Consider the following 13,446-nt stretch of genomic DNA (forward strand, 5'->3'; position numbering starts at 1 on the left):
GCCTGCAATGAAAGCACTGCGTAGCGGCGTGGCCGCGAGTCTGCAGTTCCTGATCGGCATCCTGGCGTGCGCGAACGCGCAAGCCCAGGCCGACGCGCCGCCCGTCTCCATCGTCGTTCCGCAGCCGGTGGGCAATCCCACCGACGGCGTGGCGCGCAAGCTGCAGCCGCTGCTGCAGGCCGCGCTGGGCAGGACCATCATCGTCGAGAACCAACCCGGGGCGGGCGGTTCCATCGGCACGCAACGGGTGCTGAATGCGCCAGCGGACGGACGCATGCTGTTGATCGCGTCCCAGACCGAACCCATCCTGACCCCGGCCACGATGCAGCATGTGAAGTACCGGGCGGAGAACCTGCGCGCGGTGGCGGTGGTGGCGCGGCTTCCCTACATCCTGACCGGCGGCAACGCGGTCGCGGCCAAGAACCTGGGCGAACTGACCCAACTGGCGCAGGCCCAGGGAGACAAGGGACTGAACTTCGGACATATCGGTCCGGGCTCGATGATCCACCTATTGGGCGAGCAATGGGCGCGGCAAAGCCAGTTCAAGTTCAACCACGTCGTCTACCGGGGCGTTCCGCCCGTCACGCAGGACCTGATGGGCGGTCAGATAGAACTGAGCTTCCTGCCGCTGGGCGGGTCGACGCTGGACCTGATCGAGTCCGGCCGCATACGGGCCTACGCAACGACCGGCGCCGCACCTAGTCCCAGGCTGCCCCAAGTGCCGCCCTTGTCCGCATCCAGCGAAAAGTTGCGGGATTTCGTGTACGGCACGTGGATCGCCTTTCTGGTGCCGGCCAAGACGCCGGACGCGACCGTTGCCAGCCTGAACCGCGCGATCGTCCAGGCCATGGAAGATGCCGCGTTTCGCGAGTATGTTGTTTCCACGGGTATGGAGCTGGTGGCGCAGAACTCGGTGGCGGACATGCGGGACTTTTACCAGACGGAGACGGCGCTGTACCAGGGTCTGGCGCAGAAGGTCGCCGTCGAGCAATGAGCGCAGGGCAGCCTGCCGCAACCAGAACAAGATTCTTGGAGACAGACATGCAATCCAATGCGCAGACAGCGCCGCTCGCCGTGCACTCGGTGGACGAGTTCGTGTTCAGCGTTCCCGATCTCGAAGAGGCCAGGCGCTTTTATTCGAGTTTCGGCCTGGATGTGCGGGATGAAGGCGGCTGCCTGGCGTTGTACACCCATGGCCATCCGCACCGCTGGGCGCGCATCTTGAAGGGCGTACGCAAGCGTCTGCTGTGGGTGAGCATGGGGGTCCACGCGGACGACCTGGAACGGTTCGCCGTGAATCTGGACCGCCTGGGTATCGCCCGCCGCGACGCGCCGCAGGACGCCGACCCCGCAGGGCTCTGGATTGAGGCGCCCGACGGGCTGGCCCTGCAATTGCGGATTGCAGCCAAGTCTTCACCGTCGGCCCCCGCGCCGCAAGATCCGCCCCAAGCCAGCGGCGGCGCCGGCCGCGCGCCGGCGCGCAGCCAGGTGCGGCAGGTGCGGCCGCTGTATCTGTCGCACATCCTGTTGTTCAGCGCCGACGTGGTTCGGGCCACGCGCTTCTACGTGGACGCGCTTGGCCTGCGCGTGTCGGATACCTCGGGCGATGCCATCGCCTTCATCCACAGTCCGCACGGCAGCGATCATCACCTGATCGCGCTGGCCAAGTCGCATGGCCTGGGCCTGCATCACAGCAGCTGGTGCGTGCCGTCCATCGATGCGGTGGGGCAGGGCATGGAGCAGATGGGCGCGGCAGGGTATGCGGACGGCTGGGGCGTGGGCCGTCACGTGTTGGGTTCGAACTACTTCCGCTATGTGCGCGATCCCTGGGGCAGCTACGCCGAGTATTCGTACGACATCGACTTCATCGCCGAGGGGCAGAAGTGGCCGTCGGGGGATTATCCGCCGGAGGATTCGCTGTATGTGTGGGGCCCGGCGTTGCCGCCGGACTTCATCACCAATCATGAGCGGGATGGCTGAGGGCTGGCGCGCCGCCCGTCAGGCTATCGCATTCATCCCCAGAATCTCCCGTCCCGCGATCAGCGTCTGGATCTCCGTCGTGCCTTCGGGAATCATGCCGCCGCGCGTATCCCGGAAGATGCGCTCGATCGGATATTCCTCCGAGTAGCCCAGCCCGCCATGCACTTGCAGCGCCATGTTGGCCACTTCGTGGGCGGCCTCGGTGGCGTAGAGCTTGGCGATGGAGCAGGCCTGGCGCACGTCCTTGCCCGCTTCCAGCGCATGGGCCGCGCGCATGCCCAGGGCGCGCGCCGCTTCGACGCGGACCGTCATGTCTACGATGTGCTTCTGCACCAGCTGGAAGCTGCCGATGGGGCGGCCGAACTGTTCGCGCTGTTTCGCGTAGTCGATGGACATGTCCAGGGCCGCCTGCGCGGCGCCGACGGCGCCCATGGCGATGTTCAGGCGCGCGGCGTCCAGGCCCTTGAGCGTGCCGGCGAGGGCCGCGCCTTCGACGCCGACCAGGTTTTCCTTGGGGATGCGCACGTCGGCGAAGCCCAGTTCGGCCGTGCCGGTGCAGCGCAGCACCATGGTGTCGAGCTTGCGCACGTCATAGTTGGCCAGGGCGCGTTCGACGATGAAGGTCGACAGCCTGCCCTCGCAGGTGGGGCTGTAGGTGCGCGCCACCACCATGGCGAAGTCGGCCTCGCAGCCGTTGGTGATCCACAGCTTGCGGCCGTTCAGCACCCACTCGTCGCCGACCAGGTCGGCCCGCGTCTGGATGCCGGCGATGTTGGAGCCGGTGTTCGGCTCCGTCAGGCCGGTGCAGGCCTTGAGGCGGCCGGCCATCAGCGGCTTGAGGTACTTCTCTTTCTGTGCCGGCGAACCGTGGGCGGCCAGGCGCTTGATGGAGCCGTTGGTGATGTTGACGATGGTGCGCAGCGACAGCCAGTGGTAGCCCAGCTCCTCCATCATCATGGCCCAGGTTGGCATGTCGATGCCGTGTCCGCCCTGGTCTTCGGGCAGGTTGCCGCCCAGGTAGCCCAGCTCCGCCAGCTTGGGCATGAGTTCGAACGGAAAGGTCCGCACCTTTTCGTGCTGCGCGACGATGGGCGCCACTTCCGCCAGCATGAAGCGGCGGATGCTGTGCTGCAGCTCCTGTTGTTCGGGCGTCAGGTCGATGTTGCTCATGCGTTTACTCCAGCTTCAGGTTGGCGCGTTCCACCAGGTCGCGGGTGACCTCGCGGTGCTCCGCCCAGAATTTGGCGAACGCTTCGGGCGAACTGCTGACCAGCGGGGTGGCGATGCGTTCGAAGCGTTCCTGCACGATGGGCATGGCGGCGGTTTCTTCCAGCGCCCGGGCCAGCTTGTCGATGATGGGCTTGGGCGTGCCGGCGGGGACGACCACGGCCTGCCAGGTGGTGACCTTGAAGCCGGGGACGCCGGACTCGGCGATGGTGGGCAGGTCCGGCAGATCCTTGACGCGGGTGGCGCCGCTGACCGCCAGGGGGCGCAGCATGCCGTCCTTGATGTAGGGCAGGGAACTGGAGCGGCTGTCGATCATGAAGGTCAACCGTCCGGCGACCAGGTCCTGCAGCGCGGGCGCGCTGCCCTTGTACGGCACGTGCGTGAGCTTGGTGTTCAAGGCCAGCGCGAGCGAGGACGCAGCGGTGTGCGCCGAACTGCCGTAGCCCGGCGATCCGTAGGTGATCGTTGCCTGCTTGTCCGCCTTGATCGCCTTGATCAGGTCCGCCATGGTCTGGTAGGGCGAATCCTTGGGCACCACCACCACCAGCGGCGAATCGGTCAGTTGCGCGACGGGCGCGAAGGCCTGGGCCGGGTCGATCTTCAGGTCCTTGTACAGGTACTGGTTGACGGCGATGGTGGCCGCATTGGTCCAGAGGATGGTGTAGCCGTCGGCGGGCGCGCTGGCCGCGGCCAGCAGCGAGAGATTGCCGTTGGCGCCAGGCTTGTATTCCGGGATGACGGGCTGGCCGAGCTTCTTGCTCAGCTCGTCCTGCATCATCTTGAACGCGATGTCGGAAGGCCCCCCGGGCGCAAAACCGATCACCGCGCGTATCGGCTTGTCCGGCCATTCCGCGGCCGAGGCCGCCGTCGCGAATCCCGCGGCCAGCAGGGCTGCCGCAACCATCTTGCTGAACTTCATTCCTGTCTCCTGTTTTTCTGGGTTGAGCGCGCTTGCGTTGCGCGGACGGATTCTTGGGCGATCCGTTTGTTATTCGCATTGCGAATTAATAATTCGTTTAATGAATTGATGATACTGCGGCCTCGGGAGCGCCGCAATAACGGGCTTGCGGCCCGATGCCAGATCTGTTCGCGCAGGCGCATGAAAAATCCCTGCCGCGCGCAGGGCGGGGCAGGGATGCGAGGGGTGTGGAACGGCCCGTTGGCACGGGCGGGAAATCAGGCGGAATCGACCATGCGCATGAAGCGCGCGCTGGCCTGCACGCATTCCCGCTGCAGCCGCAGGACGATGCTTTCCACGGGTTCTATGCCGCGGGCAAAGCCCACCGCCGGACCCATGGACAGCATGCCTTCTTCATGCTGGCCCGCCTGATAGGCGAGGGCCTGGGTGCGTTCGCCGCTGATCAGTTCGCCGAAGTCCGCGTAGCTGCTGGCGCCCGCCTGTTCCAGCGCGGCGACCTTGCGGGCGTTTTCGTTGTCGAGGATGCGCCAGGTGTCGCCCAGGCTGCCGAGCACGGCGCGGGTACCGTGCTCGCTGGTGTCGACCACGCGCTGCTTGTACGCGGCGTGCGCCGGGGTCTCCTGCGCTGGCGTGAAGACGCTGCCCATCACCACGGCGTCGGCGCCCAGGGCCAGCGCCGCGGCGATCTGCCGGCCGTGGCCGATGCCGCCGCCCAGCGCCAGCGGAATGCGCAGCTGTTCCAGGGCATAGGCGCCGTTGAGGAACGTGGGCAGCTGGTTGCTGCCGGGGTGGCCGCCTTCTTCCATGCCGACCAGCGTGACTGCGTCCACGCCCATGTTCTGCGCCGCGACGGCATGGCGCACATGCGCGCACTTGTGGATGACGATGGCGCCAGCCTCGCGCAGCGCGGGCAGCAGCGGCGTGGGCGGCAGGCCCGCCGTTTCGAACAGGCGCACGCCCGCGTCGAGCGCGATGCGCAGCCGCGTCAGCATGGACTCGTTATTGGCCGCGCGGCGCGACAGCGTGAGGTTGACGCCGAACGGCAGGCCGCCCGTCAGTTCGCCGCAATCGCGCAGCGCCTGCCGGAAGTCCTGGTCCGTGCGTGAGCTGCGCGCGGTCATGAAACCCATGCCGCCTGCGCGCACCATGGCGGCGACCAGCCGCGCATCCGACAGCCACATCATGCCGCCCAGCAGCAACGGCCAGCGTATGCCCATCAGTTCGGTGATGCGGGTGGGCCAGCGTTGCGGAATGGCCGGAGCAAGAGGCTGGGTCACACGTGCCTCCCCATCAGCAGGATGGGCTGCAGTTCATGCGCCAACTGCCGTAGCGTGGGCCCAGCTTCATCGAGCATCAGTTGCCGGGGCAGCAGCGCCGCCGGGCCGCCGCAGCTGACCACGTAGCGTTCGCCGGCGGGCAGCTCGATGGCGGCGGCGACGGTGTTGATCTGATAGGCGGGGCGCTCGTGATAGACGAAGCCGCGCTCCGGATACCGGGCGATAGCGTCGGCAATGGCCTGTTGCTCCGTGGCATCGCCGGCCTTGCCGGATGCGCGGGCCTCTTGCAGCAGGGCCTCGCGTTCCTCGGGCGAGCAGCAGGCCAGGTAGGCCCAGCCGATCGCGCTATGGAACAGCGGTATGCGCGAACCCACGCGCAGATTCATCAGCAGCGGCGAATTTCCCTGGCAGCGCAGCAGGTAGACGATGCTGTCGCCGTCGCGCCGTCCCAGCGCCACCGCGACCTGATAGCGGTCGGCCAGCGCCTGCAACATGGGCCGGATGATGTCCAGCGCTTCCTGCCCCGCCAGCGCCGCGCCGCCCAGCGCGATGGCGGCGATGCCCAGTTGCAGCTTGTCCTTGCCTGGCACGGCGGCCAGGAATCCCGTCTTTTGCAGGGTATGGCACAGCCGCCAGACCGTGGGCTGGGCCAGGCCGGTCAGATGGGCCAGTTCCGTCGTGCCCAGCATGCGCCGTTCGGCGCTGAAGCAGCGCAGGATGTCCAGCCCGCGGGCCAGCGCGGTGACGAATTGGCGGTCGGGTTCCGCGGAATCTTCGGTGGCGTCGTTCTTGGGCGCGCGAGGCGAGGCTCTTGACATGGGCAAGCTCCTTTTTTATGATCAATTCACTAAATGAATTATAAATTCGCATAGCAAATTATGCAAGATCAGGAGGACAAATGAGCGGTCAGCAGGATTGTGCGCCACAGGCCCAGGGCGTGATGTCCTGGCCTGGCGTTTGCCATTGGGGCGGGAAGGCCCTGGCCAGAACCTTGGCGGCCGCGGGCGCACGCCTGCGCCTGCCGCTGGTGGTGACCGATGCCGGCACCTGGGGCGCTACGGGCGCCGCTGTCGAAGCGGCGCTTGCCGCCATGCCGGGACTGCAATGGCATGTCTATGACGGCGTGGTGCCCAATCCCGCCATGGACCAGGTGCGGGCCGCGCTTCACGTGGCGCGCGAGCAGGGCTGCGCCAGCGTGCTGGCGGTGGGCGGGGGCAGCGCCATCGACGTGGCCAAGGCGGTCTACGCCTGCCTGGCGGGCGGGTTCGATGCCGACGAATTGCAGGCGCCGTGTGGGCAAGCCTGGCTGAACGCCGCCGCCGAGCCCGCCGATCCGCTCTTCATCGCCGTGCCCACGACTTCGGGCACCGGCAGCGAAAGCAGCTCGGCCGCGCTGATCCAGGGCGACGACGGGCGCAAGCGCCTGTACCGTTCCTTGCGCGCCCGTCCGGCGCTGGTGGCGCTGCAACCGGAACTCACGCTCAGCCTGCCGCCGCGCCCCACCGCGCAGGGCGGCTTCGACGCCGTGCTGCATGCGCTGGGCGCCTGGATCAATACCGATCCTTCCCCTGTCGGCAAGGCCATGGCCTTGCAGGCCCTGCGCCTGTGCATGCGGGCGCTGCCCGACGTGCTGCGCGCGCCGGACAGCCTGCGCGCGCGCGCCGACATGCAGATGGGCGCTTATATGGCGGGCCTGGCCATCGGCATGAGCAAGGTGGACGCCGTGCACGCCATGTGCACGCCGCTGGAGTCGCGCGTCCACATGGCGCATGCGGAAGTGCTGGGTCCGATCTTCAGCGTGGTGGCGCGCCACACGGCGCAGACCGCCGCCGCGCCTTACGCCGAGGCCGCCCGCGCGCTGGGCATAGCCGCGACGGGCGACGAACAACAGGACGCCCTGGCCCTGATCGAGGCGGTCGAGTCGCTGGCGCGGCTGGCGGGCATTCCCCTGCGCTTTTCCGGCTTGGCGCTGTCTGAGCAGGACGCCGCTCAGCTGGCCAGCCAGGCCATGCTGAGCGCGTCCATGCCCATCAATCCGCGCGTACTCGCGCCGGAAGAAATCCAATCCCTATACCTGCAAATGGCCGCGTAAGGAGCGCCCGCATGGATGTCATCGATTCCCGCCCCTATGAACTGCTGATCGGGGAAAACTGGCGCGCTGGCGCCGAAGGCCGCACGTTCGATACCTGCAACCCGGCCACGGCGCAGGTGCTCGCCAGCGTGCATGAAGCCTCGGCGGCAGATGTGGACGCCGCCGTGCAGGCTGCGCACACCGCCTTTGAAACGCACTGGCGCAAGACCACGCCGGCGCAGCGCGGCAAGCTGCTGCGGCGCCTGGCCGACCTGTTCGAGCGCGACCGCGAAAAGCTCGCCTGGATCGAAACGCTGAACGTGGGCAAGCCCATTACGCATTCGCTGGATTCGCTCAAGGGCATGCCGGCGTCGCTGGAGTACTTCGCGGGCATCATTCCGGCCCTGCGCGGCGAGACCATACCGGTGGGCAATGCCGACGTGCTCAATTTCACGATACGCGAGCCGCTGGGCGTGTGCGCGCTCATCATGCCGTGGAATTACCCGATGACGCTGACCGTCAACAAGCTCGGTCCGGCGCTGGCCGCGGGCAATACGGTGATCCTCAAGCCCTCGGAAGTGACGCCGCTGTCCAGCATGGCGCTGGCGCGCTTGTTCGAGGAAGCCGGCTTTCCGCCCGGCGTGATCAACGTGGTCAACGGTCCCGGCGCCACGGTGGGCGAACGGCTGGTCACTCATCCGCTGGTATCACGGGTGTCGTTCACCGGCGGCACCGTGACCGGCGCGCGTATCCAGGCGTCCGCGGCCGCCGACGTCAAGCGCGTCACGCTGGAGCTGGGCGGCAAGTCGCCGCTGATCGTGTTCGAGGACGCGCCGCTGGACAAGGCGGCGGCCGTGGCCGCGGGCGACATCATCAAGAATTCCGGCCAGGTCTGCATCGCCTGCACGCGCCTGCTGGTGCAGGATTCCGTGCGCGAGGAATTCCTTGGCCTGCTGCAGCAGCGCCTGGACGCCGTGCGCATCGGCTCGCCCGCGGACCCAGCGACCGAGATGGGCCCACTGGTCAGCTCGGCCCAGAAGCAGCGCGTCGAGAAGTACGTGGCGCTGGCGCGGGAAGAGGGCGCGCAGCCCGTCCATTACGGCAACATGAAGCTGGAAGGCGACACGGCCAAGGGCTACTTCGTGCCGCCCACGCTGCTGCTGAACTCCCACGCGCGCATGCAGAGCGCGCAGGACGAGATCTTCGGCCCGGTGCAATCCGTGATCGGCTTTCGCGACGAAGCCGACGCCTTGCGCATCGCCAACGACACGCGCTACGGGCTGGCCGCGGTGCTGTACACGCGCGACGGCGGCCGCGCCCTGCGCATGGCGCGCGGCCTGCAGTCGGGCAGCGTGGCCATCAACACCGGCCTGCGGACGTCGTTCGATGCGCCGTTTGGCGGCTACAAGCAGTCTGGCATCGGCAAGGAACGCGGGCTGGAAGCCATCTACGAAAACACCCAGCTCAAGAACGTCAAGTACGACACCACGATCTAGCGTGGCGCCCACAGGAGACAACATGAAGTTCATCGTCAAGCTGGCCTCGGGCCTGGCCGCCTGCATGCTGGCGGCCGGCGCGCACGCGGAATGGCCCGACCGTCCGCTGCGCATGGTCATCGGTTTCGCGCCCGGGGGCGCTTCGGATATCGCGTTCAAGATGGTGCAGGACGAGCTGTCCAAAAAGCTCGGCCAGCCCGTGGTGCCGATCTACAAGCCCGGCGCCAACGGCAACATCGCCAACCAGGCCGTGGCCACGGCCGAACCCGACGGCTACACGGCGCTGTGGGCCAACGTCGGGCCGCTGGCCATCAACACTTATCTCTACAAGGGCGTGCAGGTCGATCCGGGCAAGGCCTTTGTGCCGGTCACGCAATTGACCGATTCGCCGCTGGTTGTGGTGGTGCCGAAGTCTTCGCCATTCCAGACCATGCAGGACCTGGTGCAGGCGGCGAAGAAGCCCGACGCGGGGCTGTCGTACGGGTCCGCCGGGCACGGCAGTTCCATGCACGTGGCGGGCGCCGCGCTGTCGCTGGCCCTGAACGCGCCCATGACGCACGTGCCTTACAAGGGCAGCGCGCCCGCGCTGCAGGACCTGATCGCCGGGCGCCTGTCCTTCATGGTGGACAGCCGCTCCACCACCGCGCCCTTCATCAAGGAAGGCGCGCTGCGCGCCCTTGCCGTCAGCGGCGACCAGCGCGTGGCGGACATGCCCGACGTGCCCACGGTGGCCGAGTCCGGCGTGCCCGGCTTCAAAGTGACGACCTGGCAGGCCGTGGTCATGCCGGCGGGCACGCCCCAACCCATCGTCGACAAGTTCTCCAAGGCCTTGCGCGACACCCTGCAGATGCCCGAAGTGCAGGAACGCTTCGCGCGCATCTACACGCCGCTGGTGGGCAGCACGCCCGAAGCCTTCGCGGTCTTCTGGGCCAAGGAGAGGGCCGGCGCCCAGGCTCTGGTGGAGAAGGCGCGGCTGCAGGTCGATTGAACGCCGGGCCCGGGCGGGCCCGGCGCGGCAGGAACATTGAAACTCGAATGGAATGGCATCATGGATCTGGAACTGAAGGGTTGCACCGCTTTCATCACGGGCGGCGCGGGCACGCTGGGCATGGCAATGGCCAGGCGCTTCGTGCAGGAAGGCTGCAATGTGGTGGTGTGCGACGCCAATGAAGAGGCGATCGAATCCGCCTGCGCCGAACTGTCTGCCTTGGGCGGGAACGTCCTGGGCGTGCGCGCCGACGTGACCAACAAGGACGAGGTCGGCCGCGCCGTGCAGCAGGCGGTCGAGCGCTGGAAGAAGGTGGATATCCTGGTCAACAACGCGGGCTTCGCGCGCGACCGTTATCTGACCAAGATGTCCGAGGAAGATTGGCACGCGGTGCTGGACGTGACGCTGCAAGGGGCATTCCATTGCTCGCGCGCAGTGCTGCCGCTGATGATGGAACAGCGCTTCGGCCGCGTCATCAACATCGCCTCGCGCGCCCATCTGGGAAATCCCGGGCAGACCAACTACTCGGCCGCCAAGGCCGGGCTGATCGGCTTTACCCGTTCGTTGGCGCTGGAGTCCGGCAAGTTCGGCATCACCGCCAACGCGGTCGCCCCGGGCGTCATTTCGACGCCGCGCATGCAGAAGCGCCCCGACTACCAAGAGCTGACCGAACGCGCCAAGACCAACACGCCGGTCGGCCGGCTGGGCGACCCGGCCGATGTGGCCGCGACGGTAGCCTTCCTCGCATCGCGCCTGGCCGGCTTCACCACGGGCGAGACCGTGCACGTGACGGGAGGGCGTTACGCATGAGCACGCCATTCGATCTGGACGAACACCTGGGCCGCCGCCTGTACTTCGAGGACCTGGCGTCCGGGCAGTCCTGGGAAAGTCCGCGCCGCACGGTCACCGAAGCGGATGTGGTGCAGTTCGCCGGGCTGTCCGGCGACTACAACGCGCTGCACACGGATGCCGTATTCGCCGCCAGCCATCCCTTCGGCCAGCGCGCCGCGCACGGCATGCTGACCCTGGCCATCGCGTCGGGCCTGACCACCCGCATGCCGGTGTACCGCCTGATGGACGGCACCCGGCTGGCGCTGACCGAACTGCGCTGCGTGTGGCGCAAGCCCGTGCTCATCGGCGACACCATCCATGTCGAATTGAGCATAGGCGAGAAGACGCTGTCGCAGAAGCGCCCCGGCACGGGCCGCGTGACCATGCTGCGCACGGTGAAGAACCAGAACGGCGAGGTCGTGGTGGAGTCGGAATGGACCACCCTGATGAAATGCCGCCCGGAGGCCGCATGAGCGCCAGTCCTTCCCAGTTTGATCCCAACGTCCGCTTCGACGATCTGGTGGAGCTGACGCGGCCGCGCTCGGTCATGATCGTGGGCGCCTCCAGCAAGCCTGGCACGCTGGGCCACACCACAGTGGTCAACGTGCTGGAGCACTCGGATTTCGACGGCGAGGTGCACCTGGTCAACCCCAAGGGCGGCGAACTCTTCGGCAAACCCTTGCATGCCAGCGTGGACGCGGTGCCGGCGCAAGGCATCGACGTGGCCTTGCTGCTGGTGCCGGCCGAATCCGCCGTCGCCACGCTGCGCGCCTGCGCCGCCAAGGGCGTGCGCTACGTCATCGTGTTCACGGGCGGTTTCGCCGAGCTGGGCGTAGCGGGGCGCACGGTCGAGGCCGAGATGCTGGCGCTGGCGCAGCGCAGCGGCATGCGCCTGTACGGTCCCAACTGCGCGGGCATGACCATGCTGGCGCCGCGCCTGGGCCTGACCTTTTCCACCGAATTCCGCAACGACGGCAGGACGGGAAAGCTTTCGCGCATCGGCCTGGTGACGCAGGGTGGCGGCCTGGGCCGTTCGCTCATGCAGGGCAACGAGCGCGGCGTGTGCTTTTCGCGCTGGTTCTCCACCGGCAACGAACTGGACCTGGACAGCGCGGACTTCATCAACTGGCTGGCGCATGACCCGGGAACCGACCTGATCTGCACCGTGATGGAAGGCATACGCAGCGGCCCGCGTTTCATTGCGGCGGCGGCGGCCGCGCGCCGCGCGGGCAAGCCGCTGATCGCGCTGAAGATCGGCCGCTCGGATTTCGGCAAGAAGGCGGCGCAATCGCATACTGCCTCGCTGGCGGGCGAGGATGCCGTCAACGACGCGGTGTTCTCGCAGTACGGCGTCATCCGCGTCGAAGACCTGGACGAACTGCTGGACGTCGCCAGCCTGATATCGCGCGTGGGCGTGCGCCGCCTGCGCAACATCTGCGTGTATTCATCGTCGGGCGGCGCGGGCGTGCTATCGGCCGACAAGGTGGGCGAAGCCGGGCTGGCCATGGCCGCGCTGGCGGATGAAACCGTGGCCGAGATGGCGCGGCACGCGCCCGCCTACGCGGCCCTGACCAATCCCGTGGACCTGACCACCAAGGCGCTGACCGACCCGGATCTGGCGCGGCGCTGCCTGGCGCCGCTGTTTGCGGACCCGGGCGTGGACGCCGTGCTCTATCCCATCACCTCCAATTATTCGGCCAGCACCGAAGGGCTGGTGCGCAACATGCTGGCGGTCGCACAGGGCGGCGCCAAGGCCTTCGTGCCCGTCTGGATGAGCAGCCGCCGCGGGCCGGCGCACGACCTTCTGATCCAGGAAGGATTCGCGCCGGTCTACAGCCTGCGCAACGCCATGCAGGCGCTCAAGCGCGTCAGCGCGTACGCGGACCTGGGGGCCGACGAGGCGCCGGACGCTCCACCCGCAGGCCTGCCGGCGGCCGCGCCTGTCGTAACGCTGCCCTGCAATGAAGCGCAGGCCAAGGCGCTGCTGGCGCAGTACGGCGTGCGCGTGCCCCGCGAATCCCAGGCGGCCACGGCGCAAGAGGCGGCGGCAGCCGCGTGCGCCATCGGTTTTCCGGTGGCGCTCAAGCTGGTGGCCGACGGCGTGCTGCACAAGAGCGAGATCGGCGGCGTGCAGCTGCGGCTGCGCGATGAAGCCGAAGTGCGGCAGGCTTTCGAGAACATTGTCGCGAACGCGGCGCGGCATCAGGTACCCGTCGCGGCCATCCGCGGCGTGCTGGTGTCGGAGATGGTGGTCGACGGCGTGGAAATGCTGGTGGGCCTGCATCGCGACGAGGTCTTCGGCCCGGTGCTGAGCGTGGGCGCGGGCGGCGTGTGGGTGGAGGTCGAGGCCGACGTGGCGCGCTGCCACCTGCCGGCCAGCCGCAAGCAGATCGAGCGCGCGCTGGACCAAACGCGCATCGCGCGCCGCCTGGCCAGCCATCGCGGCCTGCCGGCGCGCGACAGGGCGGCCCTGGTGGATGCCGTGCTGCGCATCGCGGCCTTGTTCACGGCGCTGGGAGACGACGTGCAATCGCTGGAGGTCAACCCGCTTGTGGTATTGGACGAAGGGCGCGGCGTGGTGGCGCTGGATGCCGTCATCGAATAGCAGGCCGGCGCAGCGGCCGTCCGCTGCCCGGAAAAAAACACGGAGATTTGAG

At 67.9% G+C, this 13,446-nt stretch carries 12 protein-coding genes; 8 read left to right on the plus strand and 4 right to left on the minus strand.

All coding sequences use genetic code 11. The features are described from left to right. The first annotated feature begins 7 nt into the window (after positions 1-7). Both AC1RHV_RS18175 and AC1RHV_RS18180 read left to right on the plus strand, forming a co-directional pair. Positions 8-994, plus strand: coding sequence for a Bug family tripartite tricarboxylate transporter substrate binding protein (locus AC1RHV_RS18175; protein ID WP_492301587.1), 987 nt, complete (start codon positions 8-10; stop codon positions 992-994). A 47-nt stretch (positions 995-1,041) separates the two neighbouring features. Next, positions 1,042-1,980 (plus strand): VOC family protein, encoded by a 939-nt coding sequence (locus tag AC1RHV_RS18180; protein ID WP_492301589.1) that lies wholly within the window; start codon positions 1,042-1,044, stop codon positions 1,978-1,980. A gap of 18 nt (positions 1,981-1,998) precedes the next feature. On the opposite strand, the gene AC1RHV_RS18185 is transcribed toward AC1RHV_RS18180, so the two are convergent. The 4 genes from AC1RHV_RS18185 to AC1RHV_RS18200 all read right to left on the minus strand — a co-directional run bounded on the left by AC1RHV_RS18185 (position 1,999) and on the right by AC1RHV_RS18200 (position 6,221). Continuing rightward, on the minus strand, positions 1,999-3,150 hold the full coding sequence (locus AC1RHV_RS18185; protein ID WP_492301591.1) for an acyl-CoA dehydrogenase family protein: 1,152 nt from the start codon (positions 3,148-3,150) through the stop codon (positions 1,999-2,001). Positions 3,151-3,154: 4 nt separating this feature from the next. Continuing rightward, positions 3,155-4,126 carry a Bug family tripartite tricarboxylate transporter substrate binding protein gene (locus tag AC1RHV_RS18190; RefSeq protein WP_054451843.1) on the minus strand — a complete coding sequence of 324 codons (972 nt, stop codon included), beginning with the start codon at positions 4,124-4,126 and terminating at the stop codon, positions 3,155-3,157. Between the two features lie 257 nt (positions 4,127-4,383). Next, complete coding sequence (locus AC1RHV_RS18195; protein ID WP_082400790.1) at positions 4,384-5,403, minus strand: NAD(P)H-dependent flavin oxidoreductase; 1,020 nt, start codon at positions 5,401-5,403, stop codon at positions 4,384-4,386. Further along, positions 5,400-6,221 carry an IclR family transcriptional regulator gene (locus tag AC1RHV_RS18200; RefSeq protein ID WP_054451842.1) on the minus strand — a complete coding sequence of 274 codons (822 nt, stop codon included), beginning with the start codon at positions 6,219-6,221 and terminating at the stop codon, positions 5,400-5,402. The genes AC1RHV_RS18195 and AC1RHV_RS18200 overlap by 4 nt, the downstream gene beginning before the upstream one ends. Positions 6,222-6,301: 80 nt before the next feature. On the opposite strand from AC1RHV_RS18200, the gene AC1RHV_RS18205 reads away from it, so the two are divergent. The 6 genes from AC1RHV_RS18205 to AC1RHV_RS18230 are packed head-to-tail and all read left to right on the plus strand — an operon-like array spanning position 6,302 to position 13,394. Beyond that, the gene (locus AC1RHV_RS18205) at positions 6,302-7,495 is read left to right on the plus strand and encodes an iron-containing alcohol dehydrogenase family protein (RefSeq protein ID WP_175160295.1); all 1,194 of its coding nucleotides are present in this window, start codon (positions 6,302-6,304) and stop codon (positions 7,493-7,495) included. Between the two features lie 11 nt (positions 7,496-7,506). Further along, the gene (locus AC1RHV_RS18210; protein WP_054451840.1) at positions 7,507-8,970 is read left to right on the plus strand and encodes an aldehyde dehydrogenase family protein; all 1,464 of its coding nucleotides are present in this window, start codon (positions 7,507-7,509) and stop codon (positions 8,968-8,970) included. Between the two features lie 22 nt (positions 8,971-8,992). Beyond that, the gene (locus AC1RHV_RS18215; protein ID WP_054451839.1) at positions 8,993-9,958 is read left to right on the plus strand and encodes a Bug family tripartite tricarboxylate transporter substrate binding protein; all 966 of its coding nucleotides are present in this window, start codon (positions 8,993-8,995) and stop codon (positions 9,956-9,958) included. 60 nt (positions 9,959-10,018) lie between these two features. Beyond that, the gene (locus AC1RHV_RS18220; protein WP_054452294.1) at positions 10,019-10,768 is read left to right on the plus strand and encodes an SDR family oxidoreductase; all 750 of its coding nucleotides are present in this window, start codon (positions 10,019-10,021) and stop codon (positions 10,766-10,768) included. Continuing rightward, positions 10,765-11,262: a MaoC family dehydratase gene (locus tag AC1RHV_RS18225; RefSeq protein WP_054451838.1), complete on the plus strand. Its 498-nt coding sequence runs from the start codon at positions 10,765-10,767 to the stop codon at positions 11,260-11,262. Before AC1RHV_RS18220 ends, AC1RHV_RS18225 begins: the two co-directional genes overlap by 4 nt. Then, the gene (locus tag AC1RHV_RS18230; RefSeq protein ID WP_492301593.1) at positions 11,259-13,394 is read left to right on the plus strand and encodes an acetate--CoA ligase family protein; all 2,136 of its coding nucleotides are present in this window, start codon (positions 11,259-11,261) and stop codon (positions 13,392-13,394) included. Before AC1RHV_RS18225 ends, AC1RHV_RS18230 begins: the two co-directional genes overlap by 4 nt. The last annotated feature ends 52 nt before the right edge of the window (positions 13,395-13,446 follow it).

The organism is Achromobacter sp. GW823-FHT04E03, assembly GCF_058796095.1.